At 60.6% G+C, this 18096-nt stretch carries 15 protein-coding genes and 1 pseudogene; 8 read left to right on the forward strand and 8 right to left on the reverse strand.

Annotation, left to right across the window (positions count from 1 at the left end):
• Positions 1-72: 72 nt before the first annotated feature.
• The 3 genes from BLV61_RS27640 to BLV61_RS27650 form a co-directional block, all read right to left on the reverse strand.
• Positions 73-972, reverse strand: a complete 900-nt coding sequence (locus BLV61_RS27640; RefSeq protein ID WP_047528072.1) for a bestrophin family protein — start codon at positions 970-972, stop codon at positions 73-75.
• 6 nt (positions 973-978) lie between these two features.
• A complete protein-coding gene (moaA, locus tag BLV61_RS27645; RefSeq protein ID WP_090468738.1) occupies positions 979-1977 on the reverse strand; it encodes a GTP 3',8-cyclase MoaA in 999 nt (332 codons plus the stop codon).
• Between the two features lie 438 nt (positions 1978-2415).
• Entirely contained in the window at positions 2416-3267 is an 852-nt protein-coding gene (locus BLV61_RS27650) for a CAP domain-containing protein (protein ID WP_090468741.1), read from the reverse strand.
• A gap of 143 nt (positions 3268-3410) precedes the next feature.
• Here BLV61_RS27650 and BLV61_RS27655 point away from each other — a divergent pair, with 143 nt between their 5' ends.
• The 5 genes from BLV61_RS27655 (at position 3411) to BLV61_RS27675 (ending at position 7768) form a co-directional block, all read left to right on the forward strand.
• Positions 3411-4031, forward strand: a complete 621-nt coding sequence (locus tag BLV61_RS27655) for a cell wall hydrolase (protein ID WP_090468744.1) — start codon at positions 3411-3413, stop codon at positions 4029-4031.
• Between the two features lie 169 nt (positions 4032-4200).
• A complete protein-coding gene (locus BLV61_RS27660) occupies positions 4201-5178 on the forward strand; it encodes an NAD-dependent epimerase/dehydratase family protein (RefSeq protein WP_090470001.1) in 978 nt (325 codons plus the stop codon).
• Between the two features lie 47 nt (positions 5179-5225).
• Positions 5226-5966: a glycosyltransferase family 2 protein gene (locus BLV61_RS27665; protein WP_090468746.1), complete on the forward strand. Its 741-nt coding sequence runs from the start codon at positions 5226-5228 to the stop codon at positions 5964-5966.
• Entirely contained in the window at positions 5963-6241 is a 279-nt protein-coding gene (locus BLV61_RS27670; protein WP_047528080.1) for a lipid-A-disaccharide synthase N-terminal domain-containing protein, read from the forward strand. Before BLV61_RS27665 ends, BLV61_RS27670 begins: the two co-directional genes overlap by 4 nt.
• Before the next feature lie 3 nt (positions 6242-6244).
• Positions 6245-7768, forward strand: coding sequence for an ArnT family glycosyltransferase (locus BLV61_RS27675; RefSeq protein ID WP_090468748.1), 1524 nt, complete (start codon positions 6245-6247; stop codon positions 7766-7768).
• Between the two features lie 69 nt (positions 7769-7837).
• Here the strand turns inward: BLV61_RS27675 and BLV61_RS27680 are convergent, their stop codons facing one another.
• Positions 7838-11329: a hypothetical protein gene (locus BLV61_RS27680; protein ID WP_090468749.1), complete on the reverse strand. Its 3492-nt coding sequence runs from the start codon at positions 11327-11329 to the stop codon at positions 7838-7840.
• A 624-nt stretch (positions 11330-11953) separates the two neighbouring features.
• A complete protein-coding gene (locus BLV61_RS27685) occupies positions 11954-12469 on the reverse strand; it encodes an HvfX family Cu-binding RiPP maturation protein (protein WP_090468751.1) in 516 nt (171 codons plus the stop codon).
• Between the two features lie 621 nt (positions 12470-13090).
• Here BLV61_RS27685 and BLV61_RS32235 point away from each other — a divergent pair.
• Positions 13091-13537 (forward strand): annotated as a pseudogene (locus BLV61_RS32235) (methyl-accepting chemotaxis protein); the annotation flags it as partial.
• A 39-nt stretch (positions 13538-13576) separates the two neighbouring features.
• Positions 13577-13960 carry a CZB domain-containing protein gene (locus BLV61_RS32240; protein ID WP_244159994.1) on the forward strand — a complete coding sequence of 128 codons (384 nt, stop codon included), beginning with the start codon at positions 13577-13579 and terminating at the stop codon, positions 13958-13960.
• A 48-nt stretch (positions 13961-14008) separates the two neighbouring features.
• On the opposite strand, the gene BLV61_RS27695 is transcribed toward BLV61_RS32240, so the two are convergent.
• Positions 14009-14800: an N-acetylmuramidase domain-containing protein gene (locus BLV61_RS27695; RefSeq protein WP_090468755.1), complete on the reverse strand. Its 792-nt coding sequence runs from the start codon at positions 14798-14800 to the stop codon at positions 14009-14011.
• A gap of 165 nt (positions 14801-14965) precedes the next feature.
• Between BLV61_RS27695 and BLV61_RS27700 the strand changes: the two genes are divergently transcribed.
• Positions 14966-16468 (forward strand): aldehyde dehydrogenase family protein, encoded by a 1503-nt coding sequence (locus BLV61_RS27700; RefSeq protein ID WP_090468757.1) that lies wholly within the window; start codon positions 14966-14968, stop codon positions 16466-16468.
• A 147-nt stretch (positions 16469-16615) separates the two neighbouring features.
• Here the strand turns inward: BLV61_RS27700 and BLV61_RS27705 are convergent, their stop codons facing one another.
• Both BLV61_RS27705 and BLV61_RS27710 read right to left on the reverse strand, forming a co-directional pair.
• On the reverse strand, positions 16616-16945 hold the full coding sequence (locus tag BLV61_RS27705; protein WP_047528094.1) for a hypothetical protein: 330 nt from the start codon (positions 16943-16945) through the stop codon (positions 16616-16618).
• A 560-nt stretch (positions 16946-17505) separates the two neighbouring features.
• Positions 17506-18027 carry a GNAT family N-acetyltransferase gene (locus tag BLV61_RS27710; RefSeq protein ID WP_090468759.1) on the reverse strand — a complete coding sequence of 174 codons (522 nt, stop codon included), beginning with the start codon at positions 18025-18027 and terminating at the stop codon, positions 17506-17508.
• Positions 18028-18096: the final 69 nt, after the last annotated feature.

Raw genomic sequence — 18096 nt, forward strand, 5'->3', positions numbered from 1 at the left:
AAGCGGCGCTTTGAACAGTCGGTTTTGCCCGACCGCCATCGCGGGCAAGCCGCGCTCCTGCAAGCTTGCTTTTCAGTTCAGGACAAAGTCCACCGGCTCCAGTTGTGGCGGCAGTTCCGTCACGCCCAGTGCGTCCAGGATGTCGCGTTCGATGTTGCGCACGATGGCGTCGGTGGGCAGATCGTTTTCGTCGCGTCCGAACGGGTCTTCCAATTCATCGGCAATCGCGTCCAGCCCGAAAAAGGTGTAGCTGACGATCGCGGTGAAAATGGGTGTCAGCCAGCCCAGGGGTTCGGCCATCGCAAACGGCAACAGGATGCAGAACAGATAGATGGTCCGGTGCAGCAGCAAGGTGTACGGGAACGGCAGCGGGGTGTTTTTGATCCGTTCACAGATCGCCTGGGCGCGGGTCAGGTTGGACAGGTGACCGGAGATGATGGTGTAGCGCCATTCATTGATGGCGCCCGACTCGCTGAGTGCCGAGCACTGTTGGCCAACCTGCATCAGTATTTGCCCGCTGATGTCCTGGGTGCCGCCCTTGGGAATTGGCTGCAACCAGTCACCGCTGGCGGCCAGTTCGTTCTCCTTGCGCAACCGGGCGTTAAGCGCATGGGCGAAGCCGCAGAGGTTGCCGAGGATCGTGTGTCGTTCACGGGCGTCCTTGATGACCCGGGTTTCGCGAATCATCGACCGGACTTCCACGATGATGTCGCCCCACGCCTTGCGCGCTTCATACCAGCGGTCATAACAGGCGTTGTTGCGAAAGCTCATGAAGATCGACAGCGACAAACCCAGCAGGGTGAAGGGTGTCGCACTGACCTTGGAAAAGTAGCTGGGGTGCAGCGTTTCGATCAGCACGATGGCCGAGGCCAGCAGCGTCACCATCAGGCTGCGCAGGGCAATGCGCTTGGCGATCGAGCCCTTGAGTGATGTCAGGACACCGATCAGGTTGGGTTTGGGTCTGACGATCATGGTCTTTCAGCCGCCTGTCATGTTCATGAAGCGAACCACCTGGACATCGTCGTTCACTTCGAAATGGTGCCGATAAGGTTTGAGTTTCATCGCCTCGATGATGGCGTGTTCCAGGCGTTCGGGCTGGCCGGGGTGGCTGCGCAAGACGGCCTTGAGGTCGACCGCGTGCTCGTTGCCCAGGCACAGCAGCAGGCGACCCTCCACGGTCAGCCGCACCCGGTTGCAGGTGGCGCAAAAATTGTGGCTGTGGGGCGAAATGAACCCCAGGCGAATGTGCGGCGCTTCGGCCAGGCGCCAGTAGCGCGAAGGGCCCTGGGTCGACTCGGCGGAATCAATCAAAGTGTAGCGTTCGGCGATTTTTTCACGTACCTGGGCACTGGAGAAAAACGACTCGGCGCGGCTGTGTTCGAGGATGGTGCCCAAGGGCATTTCTTCAATGAAGGAGATGTCCAGGTGACGGTCGATGGCAAAGCTCACCAGGTCATTGATCTCGTGATCGTTGCGGCCCTTCATCACCACGCAGTTGAGCTTGGTGTTGCGAAATCCCGCCTTGTTGGCGGCGTCGATGCCTTTGATGACCTGCGCCAGTTCACCGGTGCGGGTCAGTTCGCGAAAGCGTTGCGGGTCGAGGCAATCGAGGCTGATATTGAGGCGCTTGACCCCGGCCTCGAACAACGGCTCAGCCAGTCTGGCCAACTGCGAACCGTTGGTGGTCATGCACAGTTCGCGCAGGCCGGGCAGGGCGGCGATCTTCTGGCACAGTTGCACCACACCCGGGCGGATCAGCGGTTCGCCCCCGGTCAGGCGGATCTTGCGGGTGCCCAGTGCGACGAAACTGTGGGCCACCTGATAGATCTCTTCCAGGGTCAGCACGCGCTGCCGGGGCAGGAACTGCATGTCCTCGGCCATGCAATATACGCAACGGAAATCGCAGCGATCGGTGACCGACATGCGCAGGTAGTCCACCCGCCGGGAGAACCCATCGACCAAGACTCGCTCTGACATGATTTCCTCAGGTGGCGCCGCACGTATTGAATGAATGTCCGCAAAACCTGTAGGAGCTCGCTGCTACAGTGACGAATGACGTGATGTGCGGATTTGTTGAGGAGAGGCTAAGTGCAACTCTGGAGAACGTCCAATCACTATGAGTAACCGGTTGATCGACGGCATCTATGAAGAGCTTTTTTTCTTCCGGTATTGGCTTTCTGGTTGTTTAAGTTATTGATGAACAAGAATAAAAAATTCTAATGGATGTCGTCGGTAGCGGGGGTGCAATGAGTGATAAGGCGATATTAAACGCGCATTCCTGTTCTTTTCTGCGTCAAACGATCGATGACCTCAATCAGGTCAACGTCCGCTGTGTGCATCGCTGTGGGAGCGGGCTTGTCGGTCATAACAGTCCGACAAGTTCCTTCGCCACAGAGGTCGTTTCAGGTCAGGCCCTTACTGCGCCCCGAACATCACCGTCCAGTAAATCCCCGCATCGCTCTTCGGATCGGTCGCGTAGGCCGCGCCCAGATCACGGAACAGCGGGTTCATCACGTTGGCGCAATGACTGGGGCTGTCCAGCCAGCCATCGACCACCTTGCGCACGGTGTCCTGCCCGGCGGCGATGGTCTCGCCGATCTGCTGGAAGTCGTAGCCCGCCAGTTCCGCCCGGTCGCCCGGTGTGCGGCCATCCAGGTCCTTGTGGTCGAAGAAGTTTTTATTGGCCATGTTGCGCGCGTGCGCTTCGGCGGCGGTCGCCAGCGTGGCGTTCCAGGTCAGCGGCGCGGTGGCGCCGAAGGGCTGCGTGCCACATTGGCGCGCTTTGCTGCGAGCGATGTTGAGTTCGGCCAGCAGTTTCTGGCCTTCGGTCTGCCAGTCGCCCAAGCGTGCGCTGAGCAACGGACGGGCGACGACGATTCGCCAGTCACGGTCCTGATGGCTGACACCGACATCGACGAATTGCGGGTCCAGCACGATCTGGCAAAAACTCTCCTGTATCGCTTTCATCGCCGAGGCCGCATCACGGGGCCCGGACAAGCTGATCGCCTGCACGTTCTTCATGGGGTAACCGGCGGTCACCATGGCCTGCTGCAAATTGCCGATGCTGGTGGCGGACAGCGCCAGGCGCGGGTCGGCCGACAGCGGCGGCAGCTCCGACGACACTTGACCGGCGCACCGTTGCAACTGGCTGCGGTAGGCATTGATCGATTCGATCAGCTGTGACTCTTCGCCCGCCATCGCGCTGGAGGCGAACAGCAGACCCAGTGACAACCCGGTAAAGCGCATTGCGGATGATAGTGAACGCATGGAAATCCCCCTTGAGCTGACTGCGCCCATGATGCGCGAAATTACCCCATCAAAGGCAGTGGATTTTCCAGAATGTTGTGGGGGGGCATGCAATCCGTTCACTACTACACTGAATCGATATTGCCCACTGAGTTCTTCCCATCATGCGCCTCGACTGGATTGCAACCTGCCTCGCAATAACGCTGCTGGTCGGCCCGGCCTTCGCCAGCGATCAGGATCAAAAACAACAAGTCGCCAAAGACAAGGCCCAGGTCCTGGAGCAAAAGGCTGCGGATAACAGCAGTCCGGCACCGGTACCCAAGTCTCAAGCCATTACCCAACCTGAAGTCCAGGCAGTCGATCCGGCGGGCAAAGCACCCATGGACGACGCGATCACCTGTCTGGCCCGTTCGATCTACTGGGAAGCCAAGGGCAAGGACTCCACCGACATGGAGGCCGTCGCCAATGTGGTGATGAACCGACTGGGTCACGAAGGCTTCCCGGATACGGTGTGCGCGGTGGTCAAACAGGGCTCGGAAACCAAGAGCTGCCAGTTCTCCTGGTGGTGTGACGGCAAGTCCGACTCGGCTCAGGAGGAGGCTCCCTACGCGATCGCCAAGGAAATCGCACGCAAGGCGCTGAACAAACAATTGCCGGACCACACGGGCGGCGCGTTGTATTTCCACGACCGCACCGTCAAGCCCGATTGGGCGGACAAGTACGTCAAGACCGCTGAAATCGGCTTGTTCCGGTTTTATAAGCCCCGTGACGGGGATGCGAAATAATCCGATCAAGTTTTTCTGAACCACCGAAACTGAAACATTTCTGTTTTATAAGCTTCATGACGGAGTCACGCATCAGAAACGTCATGGGCAGGAACAGAAGCATGAAGCAGGCGTGGGTATTGAGCAGCAACACTGCACCGGTCGGTGCGCCATCGTGGCGTACTGGCCAGTGACGGTTCTCGTCACCGGCGTCGCCGGGTTCATTGGATTTCACACCGCCCGGCGTCTATGTCTGGACGGCCATGCAGTGGTTGGCATCGACAACCTCAATGACTATTACGACGTCACGCTCAAGCGCGCACGACTCAAGGAACTGGAGTGTTTGCCGGGCTTTCGTTTCGAGAAAATGGACATTGTCGATAAGCCGGCGTTGATGGCGTTGTTTCGCGATCAGCCGTTTAGCGAAGTGGTGCATCTGGCCGCCCAGGCCGGTGTGCGCTACTCCCTGGACAATCCCGACGTTTACGCCCAATCAAACCTGGTGGGCTTTCTCAATGTGCTGGAAGCCTGCCGGCACCATCGCCCTGAGCATCTGATCTACGCCTCGAGCAGCTCGGTGTACGGCAGCAACAGCAAAATGCCGTTCAGTGTCGAAGACGCGGTCGATCACCCTGTTTCGCTGTACGCCGCGACCAAACGCGCCAATGAGCTGCTGGCCGAGAGTTATTGCCACCTGTACGGCCTCAAGGCCAGCGGGCTGCGCTTCTTCACGGTTTACGGGCCATGGGGCCGACCCGACATGGCGCTGTTCAGGTTTACCGAGGCCATGCTCAAAGGTTTGCCGATCGACATCTATAACCAGGGGCGGATGGCGCGGGATTTCACGTATATCGACGACATCGTCGAAAGCATCGCCCGTTTGCGCACGCGCCCGCCGCTGGCGGATGAGCCCGGCGCGGGCGCCAACCGGTTGTTCAATATCGGTCGCGGCCAGCCAGTGGCGCTGCTGGAGTTCGTCGACTGCCTGGAAGCGGCGCTGGGGATGCCGGCGCAACGTAACTATCTACCGCTGCAGGCTGGCGATGTGGTCAAGACCTGGGCCGATGTCTCGGCGCTGACCGAATGGGTCGACTTCCACCCTCAAGTCCCGGTTGCAGCCGGCGTAGGGGCGTTTGTGACGTGGTATCGGCAGTTTTATCAAATTTGAAACGTTCGCCTTTGACAGCGGAAAAACCACAAGGCGAGGGAGACACCATGAGCCAGGACATTTTTGTATCGGTACTGATCCCCGCGAAGAACGAAGCGAACAATCTCAAGCCCTTGCTTGAGGAAGTCCGCGTGGCGCTGGCCGACGAGTCTTATGAAATCATCGTGGTCGACGATGGCAGTACCGACGCGACCTTGCACGAATTACTGCAGGCCAAAAACAATGGTCTGAGCCAGTTACGCATCCTGCACCATGATCGCTCGCTGGGCCAAAGCACCTCGCTCTATCATGCGGCGCGTGAGGCCCGGGGGCAGTGGCTGGCGACCCTCGATGGCGACGGGCAGAACGACCCGGCGGACATCCCGGGCATGCTGGCGCTGGTGCGCGGCGGGCGAGGCAGGGGCGAGGTGCAATTGGTGGCCGGTCACCGCACCAACCGCCGCGACACCGCGAGCAAGCGCTGGGCTTCGCGTTTCGCCAATGGCCTGCGCAGCCGCCTGCTCAAGGACGCCACGCCCGACACTGGCTGTGGCTTGAAACTGATTCAACGCGCGGCGTTTTTGCGCCTGCCGTATTTCGACCATATGCATCGGTACATTCCAGCACTGATCCAGCGCCACAATGGCCGAATGATCGTCCATCCGGTCAACCACCGGCACCGCACTGCCGGTGTGTCCAAGTACGGCAATATCGACCGCGCCCTTGTCGGCATTCTCGACCTGATCGGCGTCTGGTGGCTGATCAAGCGCACTCGGCTCAACACCCAGGCCCAGGAGGTCGAGGGATGACCCTGTCGCGCGAAGTGCTGTGGCTGGTGATCGGCTTTGCCGGGCAAATTGCGTTCACCGGCCGCTTCGTCCTGCAGTGGCTGTACAGTGAGTACAAAAAACGCAGCGTGATCCCGGTGAGCTTCTGGTACTTGAGCATCGTCGGCAGCACATTGCTGTTTGCGTACGCCATTTACCGACAGGACCCGGTGTTCATTGCCGGTCAGGCCTTTGGCTCCATCGTGTATCTGCGCAACTTGCAATTGATTGCGAAAAGCAAACACCTCAAGGAATGAATCATGCGTCGAACCCTGTCGCCCCGCGTCGAATGCCTGGCCCTGATGCTGCTCGCCCTGCTTTTGGTCGGTGCCGGCCTGGGGCTGCGTGAAGCGCAGAATGTCGATGAAGAACGTTTCCTCGGCGTGGCCCTGGAGATGCTGCAAAACGGTTCGTGGCTGATTCCACACCGCGCCGCAGAAATCTACGGTGACAAGCCGCCGATCTTCATGTGGACGGTGGCGTTCTTCACCTGGCTCACGGGTAAGCCCAACATCGCGTTGTATATTCCGGGGCTGTTTTCCGCCGTGACCGTCACGGCGATGGTCTATGACCTGGGCCGCCGGTTGTGGAGCCAGCGCATCGGGCGTAACGCCGCGCTGTTGTACCTGGCGACCTACCAGACCTACAGCATCCTGCGCACCGGGCAGATCGACAGTTTTCTGATTCTGTTCACCACGCTGGGGCTGTACGGCCTGGCCCGTCATTTGTTGCTGGGGCCGGCATGGCGTTGGTTCTATGTGGGTTGCGCGGCCATGGGCATCGGCGTGATCACCAAAGGCGTGGGCTTTCTGCCGGCGCTGATGCTGATCCCTTATGCCTATGCGGTACGCAAGGATTGGTCGGGCGTGGTGGCCATGCCGGGCCAGGCGCGCAAATGGTGGCTCGGGTTGCTGGTAATGCTGGCGGCGATTGCGGTCTGGCTGTTACCCCTGGCCTTGTCCATCGTGCTCAACGGCGGCGCTGACGAGGTGGCTTATGCCCGGGAAATCCTCTTGCGCCAGACGGCCGGGCGCTACGCCAACTCGTGGCATCACCGCGAACCGTTCTGGTACTTCTTCACCAACGTCATTCCGCAATACTGGCTGCCGTTGGTACTGGCCTTGCCATGGCTGGTGCCGGCCTGGCGCCGTCAGCTGCAAAAGCGTGACGGTCGGGTGCTGGTGCTGCTCGGTTGGGTCACGCTGGTGGTGCTGTTCTTTTGCATCAGTGCCGGCAAGCGCAAGTTGTACATCTACCCGGCGCTACCGGGACTGGTACTGGCGGCCGCGCCGCTGATTCCCTGGCTGCTGCAGCGCTGGTTCAAGCGGCGTCCGCGCCTGCGCCGGGCATTTCCGGCCCTGGTGGCAGGCTGGTTCGTGTTGTGGTTCGCCCGCGGGTTTATCGAACCGTTCGCCGATGGCGTCAACCCGGATCAGGCGATCATGTCCCAGGCCGCGACCATGAGCCACGGTGCGGACCTGGTGCTGGTCAATTGGGAGGAGGGGCACTGGTTGTTCGCCCGCCAGCCAATCGTGCATTTCGGCATGGACAACTCCACGGTCGAAAGGGCCGCCCAATGGCTGCGCGAGCACCCGCAGGCCTATGCCCTGGTGCCGGACGAAGTCCTGACCCGGTGCTTCAAGCCCGAAGCCGCCCATGAACTGGGCGAAAACTCCCGTGCACAGTGGTCGATCGTCGGCGCCGATGCCGATAACGGTCAATGCCAGCCAGGACCGTCCCCCAGGTCCTATCGGTTCGAATGGGCGCCGCTTGCCGCGAAATGATCAGGGGCATCAACCTTGCGATTGACGTGCAACAGCAATCGCAAGGCTTCTGATCCAGGGGGCTGCGCCTTAAAACTTTGCAAAATTCAGCGCATCGACAATCGCCGAGCCGCCAATCCCGGTCAGCGACAACAGCAAGGCCTTGATCAGCGGGTCTTCGGCATAGCGTGAGAAGGAGCCGGTATTGAGCGTCGCCACCCGCTCGCGGATCATCTTGAACTTGCCGTAGCAGGGCGAGGATTCCTGGGTTTCCAGCAGGTAGGCGTCGAGTCGCTGCAAGGCCCGGGTGCGGGCCTTTTCTGCGGCGCGTCGCAGTGACAGCGCGGAACCGAGCAGCAACAGCGCCGTGACCAGGTAGGAAATGACCAGGCCGGGCGGTGTCGGCCAGTTGTCGAACAGGCTGCTGCGTGAGGCCACCAGGATCAACATGACCACCGTCGGCGCGTAAATCAGTCGGTTGACGGCCGAGGTGCGCTTGGCGATCAGCTGCATATCCACCCACTCATCGATACAGGGGTGCTTGAGCGTTCCGAAGATTTTCTTGTGCTCAGCCTGCAACGAACCCGGCCAGATCGCATGATGCTCGCTGAGATGGCGGATAAATCGGGTCAACAGCAGATTGGCGTCCATGACCCAGAACACCAGAACCTGGAACGTCAGGGTGGGAATCAGCCAGCTCACCATCCACCAGATCGATTGACCGCGAACGGGCATGCCTTCCATGGGCCAGACGACAAACAGTACGCTGGTCACGACCACGTAAAGCCAGGTGGCGAGGCCCGCCCGCAGCATGCGGGCACCGAATGAACCACAGATGCAATGCTCGCCCCAGAAGCGTGCAATGGAGATCATCTTGCGCCCGTCGGTGCAATTGACCTGAGCCGACGCACAGGGTTTTGACCAGTCCTCGCTGGCGCTCATCAACGGGAAAAATATCAGCAGCAACCAGTGACCCAGTTCATTGCACCAGCGCCGCAAGCTCCAGCCTTTGCCACGGCGCAGCAAGCGTCGAACCTGGCCCCACAAGGTCATCTCGTATTTGCGCATGTGCAGGCGCAAGTGAAAGGTGGTTTCGATCTCGGCGCGGTTGATGCGCAACTTGCGCCAGCCCCAGGTCAATGCCGAGATGGATATCAGCACCGCCAGCAAGCGCAACGCCACGGTCGGCCAGGCACTGATGCCTTCGAACAGAAACATCGGCTCGCCCAGGCCGTTGTCGGTCAGGGTGCTGCGCATCTGGTACGCCAGCATCAGCGCGAGGATGAACATCACCAGCGGAACCACGATGTACCACACCCAGGCGTCGTCGGAGGCCGGGACAGGACTGGCCATCGGATCCTCGGCCAGCGCCAGTTTTCGGGTGGAGCGCCGGGTCAGGTTCAATGACAGGATGCCCAGCAGGATCAACACGAAGGTGAACCAGAGAAACTCCGCGTGCCAGAAGCGCGTGGCGATGAAGGCGCACACCGCCGCGACCATGAACAGGCTGATCGGCACGCCGCGCACCCAGGCCAGCCGCGCGTCGTGATCGTCCTGCGGACCTTCGATCCGCCACCAGAGGATGAAACTGGCGATCATCAGCAAGGAGAACGTCAGCGGCCCGGCCCAGAAAAAGGATTGGGTTTGTTTGAAACGCTCGCGGATCGACGGGGACGGTTCGGGGTAGGGAGGGGGCGAAGGGTCCTGGAGGCAGCGCAGGGCCATCAGGTCGTGGGGGCGGATGCCGCGATCGGATTGCGATTGGGTCGGCGCCTGGCAATTGGCCGGGCGTGAGGCGCTAAGCCGGGTCGCCAGAGGAATGAAACCACTGATGCCGATTTCATAAATGCCCGGCGATAGCAGCTCCGATTTGGAGTAGTCGAACTTCGCGCGCTTGGCATCGAACGACTGCGGCGCCAGCGCCGCCAGCACCGAGACAAACACCGCACTTTGCAGGCTGTCGCGGAACGGCGGCACGTCTTGTTGCAGGGCGCGCGTCAGGGTGAGCCCGTAAGGGGCCGCCAGGATCAGGTTGCGGGTGGTCTGCGCCTGGCCCCGTTGCAGCATGCGGGCATCGAGGTCGGTGGAAAAGTACAGTTTGTAGGGCATCCGGGTCTTGAGTGCCTGCAACACCAGCAGCTTGTCGTAGGCATCGACGCCCAGTATGCCGATGGCACCGATGCCGCTTTCGCCATTGCGTCGATAGGCCTCGTCTTCGCGGGCGATGTGGTCGGCCAGGCGTCGCAGGTAGTCGAGCTGAGCATTACCGTCGGCCTTTTCCAGCGGGCTGAGGTCGATCGGGGGGCTGCCGGGTGTGTTTTTGCCGGCATCGGTGCTGGCGGTTTTGTCGGTGCTCGCCGACTCTTCCGGCAGGCGCCCATCCAGGCCGCGTAAATAGCTGAAGCGCAAAATCCATTGGTCGACCGCTTCACGCGGGTTCTTTTCGCTGTCATTCAGGTGCGCGTCGCGGGCCACTTGCAGCTTGAAGCTCTCGATCAGCGCGCGGCTGTAGAAACTGTCCCACTCGGAAATCAAGGCGATGCGGTTGTCGCTGCGCCGTAGCGTGCGCGTGCAGGGTGAATCGACCCGGCGCTGGGTACCGTCGCTACAACGCACGCCGGCGGCCGGGTCGACGCGGCGCAACTTCAGCTCGTCGAGCATCAATTGGGTCATGGTGCCGTCGTCGCTGACGGTGCGCAGCAACTTCATGGGTGGCCGATTGACCAGCGGCGGTGACAGCCGTTGGTAGCCGCGATCCAGGGTTTCGTTATCGGCGGTGGCCAACGGTGAGTAGATTTCCACATTCGGCGTGGCCTTGCCGATGTCCTGATCCTGGAACATGTCTCGCAGCACCGTCGAGGTCGACGGCCCGATGACCTTCAGCACGGCGCGCTCCGGCTGTTCGGAGCAGCCAGTTGGCGCGCACGCCGCAGTGACTTTGTGATTCAGGGTCTGGCGCAGGGTTTCCAGGTTTTGCAACGGCGTCGCACCGAGGGCGTCCTGTTTCAACCAGAACACGATCGTGCGGTCCGCAGGTGGTGAGGCGCCTTCCAGCGCGGTCGGCGGATCGAAGGGGTTGGAGACGAACACTTCGTAGGGCGCGTCGACGACGGCGTTTTTCTGTGGCGCATCGGGGGACAGGTTGTCGGCCAGTCTCAGGCAGTGAATGTACTGCTCCTGATCCGGCACTCGATGGGAATTCTTGAAGCCGGCGAGCAAGGCGTAGCGAATGCGCCGGCGACGCTCGACCTCATCGGCGTAGGGGCCGCCCTCGACCAGCGCGACCATGATATCGGGCGCCTGTTTTGCGCCGGACAGTGGCGAAAGGTCGGGGCTGCACACGTTCTCGGCATCAGGGTTTTTGCTGTCGCCGAGCTTTTTGCGATAGCGCTCGACCGCGTCGAAAGGGTCCTGCCAGAGCCGTGCTTCGATAGGCAGTTGCGCCTGGAATTGCGCACCGATGGGGCGCGGTTCCAGGAAGGGTTCGCGGTTGAGGGCGAACATCGATACCACCAGACTCAGGATGACCGCACTGCCTGGCAACCAAAAGGCCAGATTCGTGCCCGAACCCTTGCTGTCCACGGCCTGTGCCTCTTGTTGTCGGCCCACTGCGTACAGTTATGTATAGACCCAAACAACCAAGGGGTTTGGCCTGAATGGACGATTATTTGCCCGATTTGCCGCTGACTGACCTCTGTAGGAGCGAGCTCGCTCGCGATGGACGTCAACGATAACGCGTGTGATCTGGATGAACGCGGCGTGCTTGAGTCCATCGCCAGCAGGCTGGCTCCTACAGGTATTGCGTGACCCCTGCCTGGGCATGGTCTCTTGTAGGAGCGAGCTCGCTCGCGATGGACGTCAACGATAACGCGTGTGATCTGGATGAACGCGGCGTGCTTGAGTCCATCGCCAGCAGGCTGGCTCCTACAGGAATTGCGTGACCCATGCCTGGGCATGGTCTCTTGTAGGAGCGAGCTCGCTCGCGATGGACGTCAACGATAACGCGTGTGATCTGGATGAACGCGGCGTACTGGAGACCATCGCCAGCAGGCTGGCTCCTACAGGTATTGCGTGACCCATGCCTGGGCATGGTCTCTTGTAGGAGCGAGCTCGCTCGCGATGGACGTCAACGATAACGCGTGTGGTCTGGATGAACGCGGCGTGCTTGAGTCCATCGCCAGCAGGCTGGCTCCTACAGGTGTTGATTCAGACAGGGCTACGGCGCCAGAAGCATCGGGCCAGCAGCGCATCGAGACTGAACTTGCCAGGGCCTGACAGCACCAGTGGTACCAGCGCCGCGAGGTAAATCAGCGGCAGTTTGAAGTTGCCATAGCCTTTGTTGGTGATCGAGTAACCCTGGGCCAGGTCACTCAAGGTCGACCAATCGGCCGGCCAGTGAACAGCGGCGGTGGCGACGATGGTGACCACCATCAGGCTGATCGCCGAAAAGCGTGTGGCCAGGCCCACCAGCAAGGCGAGGGCGCAGATCAATTCCACCCACATCGACAGTTCCCAGTTCAACGTGGCCGGCAGGTGGTTGAACGGAAACAGGAAGCGGTCCTGGATGTCGGCGAACCAGTTTTCGCCATTGAATTTTTCCAGTCCGGATTCGAAGAACTCCCAGGCCAGAAAAATCCGCAGGGTCAAAGGCGCGATCCAGGTGCCGGCGCGGTCAAGGTTCAGGTGCAGGCCTTTGACGGTGGATGAAATGAAAGTGCTCATGGACAGGGGTCTCCTACAGATCAGGGATGTCGGGCGACTGTGCGCCCGTTCGGCGCAAGGATCGGCTTGGCCAATCGACAGGCGCATTTCATCAACCGGGTGTATCTGCGGTGTGTCTTTGGGGTGGGGTTTTAAGTGCGGGGTGTGTCTGGGGCAGGGCTGTACACACTTTGATACGCAACCATCCCGAGTCATCACCGCCCTCCTGTGGGAGCGGGCTTGCCCGCGATGACGGTTGCGCATCCAGCATTGAGGGTGGCTGACCCACCGCTATCGCGAGCAAGCTCGCTCCCACAGGACATTGGCGGTGTGGTGGCGTGCGGTTAATTCGTCAAATTGGATCTGTTACCCGGTGCCGTTCATTCGTATCGTCCGCGCTTTTGACGCGTTGCGTCATGGGCAGGGGGAGTGACGATGAATTTCACATGGCGCAGGAAAACCGCCGGGCATAGCGTTGAGCCCTCCGCGGCGGTGCCGCAACCGACGGTCGTGGCATCCCCGGACGACGCGCTTCTGATCGCGCACCAGGCCGATCGACGTGATCGCGACTTCTTCCGTGGCCTGGCGCAACACCTGTTGACCTGCGGTAACTCGTTGTCGCCGGTCAGCGAATCCTTCTCGATGCTCAACCAGCGCCTCAAGCTCAATCACCAACGGGCGCAAACCGTGGCCCGCGCCGCCATCGACAATCGCGAGCAGGTCGGTCATCTGCAAGAACAATCGCGGGTCATGGCCGCCGGGCTGGATGCGCTGGAAGGCGTGATCACTCATTTGGTCGGCCGGGCCAGTGAGATTGATCGCATCGTCGATTTGATCAGCGACATTGCCCGTAAAACCAACCTGTTGGCGCTCAATGCAGCCATCGAAGCCGCGCGCGCCGGGGACACCGGGCGCGGCTTCGCGGTGGTGGCCGGGGAGGTGCGCCTGCTGGCGGAGAAAACCGCCGAAGCGACCCGGGAAATCGTTAAGGAAACTTCGGCCATCCAGCAGGAAATCAGCCAGGCCAAACAGGCGATTTCGCAACAGAGCCAGATTTCCAGTGCCTTCGGCGCGGTGATCGATAAAACCGCCGAAGCCATGGCCGGCATGTACAGCGAAGCGCAGCTGATGCAGCGGGAAATCGACCAGTCGCACCTGTTGTCCAACGTCGAGCTGGCCAACCTGCAGGAGCTGACGCTCAAGGTCACGGTGTATGACCGCCTGCTCAATCCCAAGCCCGGTTCGCCCTTGACCCTGCCAGATGAAACCGAGTGCCTGTTCGGCCAGTGGTATTACGGCGAAGGCAACGAGGCCGAGCGTAACGCGGATTTCCGGCGCATGGAGGTGCCGCATCGTCTGGTGCACAGCAGCGGCCAGGCGGCGATGCAAGCCCATGCCCGTGGCGAGCTGGAAGAAGCCTTGAAGCAGGTGGCTCAGATGGAGCAGGCGAATGCCGCCGTGATGCGCACGGTCAAGGGCTTGCTCCATTCGCGCCTGCAATCGGCGGTCTGAGGTCCCATGCCCCGCTGCACCTGCGGGGCCGTTTGCGTGGGCATCGAGTCAGTCCGATAACGCCAGGACCCGGTTGCGCAAATGTTCCAGGGTTTCGTCATTGAGCACCGTGGTCGAGTCCAGTCCTTCCTTGGCCTGGAACAGGTTCATTGCGTCCCGGGTCTGCTTGCCGACGATGCCGTCGATGGCGCCAGGGTGCCAGCCCAGGTACGTGAGGTAGGTTTGCGCCATACGGATTCGCAGGTCCGGCGTGCCCCCATAAGAGAACTTTTGATACGCGGCGCTGAGTCGCAAGTCGTAGTTGTTGATGGCGTAGTTGGGGCCGTTGTAACGACGGGCGAAGTTCACCCAGTCCCTGGCCCGCAGCGCCGCGACCGATCCCCCCTCGATCAGTTGGTTCACGGTGCACAGCAGTTGTTCGTTTTCGGATGCAACCATGCGCTTGATCATCGCCTCGACATCCGCCGACCCCGTTGCGGCGAAATTGAAGCCCATCGTCTGGCCCAGTCCCCAGGAAGCGCTTTGCAGGGCCGCGTTGCGGTTCAGGCTGATGGCCTGATTCAGCCGATCATATTGATGCGCGCCCGTTGCGCCGTAGCTGCCGGGGGATTTGCTGCTGATATCGGGGTGTTGTGCGTCAAACGTCTGATGGGTCAAGCGGCTGAAGACGTGACGTTCGTAAAGGATTTTCGGGCGCCGGTCGGAAAAGAATCCGTTGCCGGAGGTTTCTACTGCTAGCACAGCCCAGAGTTGCGCAGCGCTGACTTTGGCCAGGTCCAGGGCATTTTCCATTCCTTCGTCGTCAAGCGCTGCGCCATGGCTGGTGAATTCATCGCTCATGACGGCCTCCGTCGAAAACAGGAAACGCGGGTACGCGCTTTAAGCGTAGGCGGGCCGGGCCCGGGCAGAGGGTTTTACGATCATCGGTGCTGGCCAACGGCGGATGACGCTCAGGGACTTTTGCTATACATTTTCCGCCCGCCCATTGCATGGTGATACTGCTTCATGTCTCTCGCGCTCGAACGTCTAGTCGCTGGCACGCCGATCCCTTTCGCTGGTAATCGTGTCACTGTGGTCAGCCCCGAACTGGCGGCACGCTTCCAGCCCGGTGACCACCTGTTGGTGGAGCAGGTCAGCGGTGAACTGCTGCTGATTCCAGTGGCTGACCAGCAGGCGGCGTCCGTCGCGATTGCCCGTGCCGAAGCGGCGTTTACCGCAATGTCGTTGGTGTCGGATCAAGCCATCAGCACCTTCTTCGATCTGTTTGCCCAACGTCTGGAAAACCCGGAGTGCTGGGCCTTGATCGAGGCGGCCAACCTGGCTGACATCGAACGGGCCAAGGCTCGCGGTCGTTCGACCACCCGTTTGCTGGCCGATGAGCGCATGCGCCGCGACATGATTGCCGGCCTGCGCGCCTGGCGCGATGCCGCGGCCACCCGCGGCCAAGTGGTCAGCTGCGTCGAGCATGACGGCTGGAAAGTCGAGCAGGTGGTTTCGCCGCTGGGCATTGTCGCGTTCGTCTTCGAAGGCCGGCCGAACGTCTTCGCCGACGCCGCCGGTGTGCTGCGCACCGGTAACACTGCCGTACTGCGCATTGGCAGTGATGCCTTGGGCACCGCCCAGGCCATCGTCACTCACGCGTTGAATCCGGCGCTGGCCGACGCAGGGTTGCCGACCGGTGCGGTGTCGCTGGTGGAGAGCGTCAATCATGCCGCCGGTTGGGCGATGTTTGCCGACCGCCGTCTATCGCTGGCGGTGGCCCGGGGTTCGGGTCGCGCCGTCAGCCAGTTGGGCAGCATCGCGCAACAGGCCGGCACTGCCGTCAGCCTGCACGGCACCGGTGGCGCCTGGTTGATCGCCCACAGAGACGCCGACGCCACGCGTTTCGCCGCGGTGGTGCGCAACTCCCTCGACCGCAAGGTCTGCAATACCCTCAACGTCTGCCTGATCCACCGCGACCGCGCCGCCGAACTGGTGCCACTGTTTCTGGACGCACTGCAACAGGCCGGCAAGGCGCGGGGCCAGGGCTGCAAATTGCACATCGTCGAAGGCAGCGAAACGTTCCTGCCGGCGCAGTGGCAAGGCGCGACCGTCGAGGTCTACCGTGCTGAAGGCTATCGCACCGAAGCACTGGCCGAGCCGCTGCCGGAAGATCAGCTGGGCCGCGAGTGGGAATGGGAAGAAACCCCTGAAGTGAGCCTGAAGATCGTCGACGACCTGGACAGCGCCATCGCCTTGTTCAATCGCTACAGCCCTCAGTTCACCGTGTCGCTGCTCAGCGAAGACGCGGCGACCCAGGAGCGTTTCTACAATGCGGTCAATGCGCCCTTTGTCGGCAATGGCATTACCCGTTGGGTCGATGGCCAGTACGCGCTCAACAAGCCCGAGCTGGGCCTGTCGAACTGGGAAAGCGGACGCCTGTTTGCCCGTAGCGCGATTCTCTCGGGCGATGGCGTGTTCACGATCCGTAGCCGCATGACCCAGACGAATCTGTCGGTCAAACGTTAAAAAAGCGCCTGACGCAGCGGCCTTTGCGGTCAAGTTCGCTGGCAAATGTGAACGTCGGTCAGCAGGTCTATCAGGCATTAAAAAGGGCCTGCTCCTTGTGGGGAGCAGGCCCTTTTTTATGGGTAAGTCAGTGATGACGCTTCCTGATCAGTAGAACCGGTCAATCACCCGAACTTCGTTCTGGTTCTGCATCGATGCCCAGGTCTGTTTCAGCGTTTGCAGAACATTACCGATGAAGTCCTTGTCGGCCGCCGCTTTCTTGCCGACATAGCCCTGGCCGCGACGGTACATCTTCAGTCGGGCGAGCAGGTTCTGGTTGTTCTGGTCAAACTCGGTTTCATGGGCATGTGGCGACAGGCAGTCGATATGAACCTGGCCCGACTTGCTGATCCACAGAATATGGCTGTCGTGGCTGTCTTTTTGCGCAGCGAACATACGAGCCAGTTCTTCGATAGTTGGTTGATTGTTCAGATTCATTTTAAAACCCCTTGACCATTTGGTGATCTTTCAAAGTTGATTCGCTAATACAAGTAGCCCATCGGTTAGTTGATCCCTGGCACCGAAACCAGGACGTCAGCAGTCGTCCGCCATATTCGACGGGGTCCCGCATCTGTTGCATGTAGTCGTGTTGAATAACTGCTACGCGTTAGCGTCACAACGAAGAGAAGCAGCGAATACCTTCAGGCCACTGCCGACGTTTTCAGGGTCGGGCACAAGCTTCATGAGGATGGATCGCTAGCGCTTCTCGTCCTTGTACTGGACGTTCGGGCCAGGTCAGCTTCTTCAATCTGCCTTGTGGGCAGGGTGTATCCGGAAAAAACAGCTCGGCGGTCAGACGAGCTTGCTCAAGCGTGTTGCGTGTACTCCCGATCGGGGAGACGTCTGCATCATGCAAGGGCAAATCGAAGGCGTCAACGGTTTTGTAGTGAATATTTTTCGTCACTACATATTGTCTGACAAAGCTGTTTGGAATTAGCACAAAGGGTTTAGGGGGCTGTGGGGCGGATGGATCGCCAGGATCGGAGCCTTTGGCGGTTCTACGGGATTGGGCCTGGTGCTGGTGAAGGTGGCGATTTTTCAAAGCGGTAAAGGGTGCATGGATAACCGCCAATCGACGGGTGATGCAGGCTGTACTCGCCACCCGTGAGATGGGGCATGACCGCAGCCCAGAACAGTCGCGCCGTTTGGTTCGCCTCGATGTGGAAAATCTGCCATTGACCGGGGAAACGGCTCAAGAGGGTGGAAACGACAAACTTCGCGACACCCTGGCCACGAAAGCGCCGGGTCACGAACAGGTAACCGATGTTGTGCTCGATACCGGGCCGATGGGTTTCATCGTCCACGGTCACGAACCCGGCCAATTCCCCGTCCACCCTGATGAGAAACGGCCGGGTCGCGGGTTTTCGCCAGTAATCGGTCAGGGGCAGGATGTTGAAGAAACCGTGTTCAGCCAGTTTCAACGGCAACCACTCGCTGAAGTCATAGGTATAGAACTGCATCAGGCATTCAAGGGTTTCCAGGTCGTCGCGCTGTGCGGCGTGCAGATTGATCGTACGCATCACCGGTGGCTCCTGATATCCGTCAGTCAAGGATAGTTGGAACGGCGAATGAACCGTGGCGAGGGAGCG

Source organism: Pseudomonas mohnii (assembly GCF_900105115.1).
Classification (GTDB): Bacteria; Pseudomonadota; Gammaproteobacteria; order Pseudomonadales; family Pseudomonadaceae; genus Aquipseudomonas; species Aquipseudomonas mohnii.

Excerpts from the sequence above, each read along its gene's own strand:
- BLV61_RS27640 (WP_047528072.1), bottom strand. The coding sequence starts at position 972 with ATGATCGTCAGACCCAAACCCAACCTGATCGGTGTCCTGACATCACTC.
- moaA (WP_090468738.1), bottom strand. The coding sequence starts at position 1,977 with ATGTCAGAGCGAGTCTTGGTCGATGGGTTCTCCCGGCGGGTGGACTAC.
- BLV61_RS27650 (WP_090468741.1), bottom strand. The coding sequence starts at position 3,267 with ATGCGTTCACTATCATCCGCAATGCGCTTTACCGGGTTGTCACTGGGT.
- BLV61_RS27655 (WP_090468744.1), top strand. The coding sequence starts at position 3,411 with ATGCGCCTCGACTGGATTGCAACCTGCCTCGCAATAACGCTGCTGGTC.
- BLV61_RS27665 (WP_090468746.1), top strand. The coding sequence starts at position 5,226 with ATGAGCCAGGACATTTTTGTATCGGTACTGATCCCCGCGAAGAACGAA.
- BLV61_RS27670 (WP_047528080.1), top strand. The coding sequence starts at position 5,963 with ATGACCCTGTCGCGCGAAGTGCTGTGGCTGGTGATCGGCTTTGCCGGG.
- BLV61_RS27675 (WP_090468748.1), top strand. The coding sequence starts at position 6,245 with ATGCGTCGAACCCTGTCGCCCCGCGTCGAATGCCTGGCCCTGATGCTG.
- BLV61_RS27685 (WP_090468751.1), bottom strand. The coding sequence starts at position 12,469 with ATGAGCACTTTCATTTCATCCACCGTCAAAGGCCTGCACCTGAACCTT.
- BLV61_RS32240 (WP_244159994.1), top strand. The coding sequence starts at position 13,577 with ATGCAGCGGGAAATCGACCAGTCGCACCTGTTGTCCAACGTCGAGCTG.
- BLV61_RS27695 (WP_090468755.1), bottom strand. The coding sequence starts at position 14,800 with ATGAGCGATGAATTCACCAGCCATGGCGCAGCGCTTGACGACGAAGGA.
- BLV61_RS27700 (WP_090468757.1), top strand. The coding sequence starts at position 14,966 with ATGTCTCTCGCGCTCGAACGTCTAGTCGCTGGCACGCCGATCCCTTTC.
- BLV61_RS27705 (WP_047528094.1), bottom strand. The coding sequence starts at position 16,945 with ATGAATCTGAACAATCAACCAACTATCGAAGAACTGGCTCGTATGTTC.
- BLV61_RS27710 (WP_090468759.1), bottom strand. The coding sequence starts at position 18,027 with ATGCGTACGATCAATCTGCACGCCGCACAGCGCGACGACCTGGAAACC.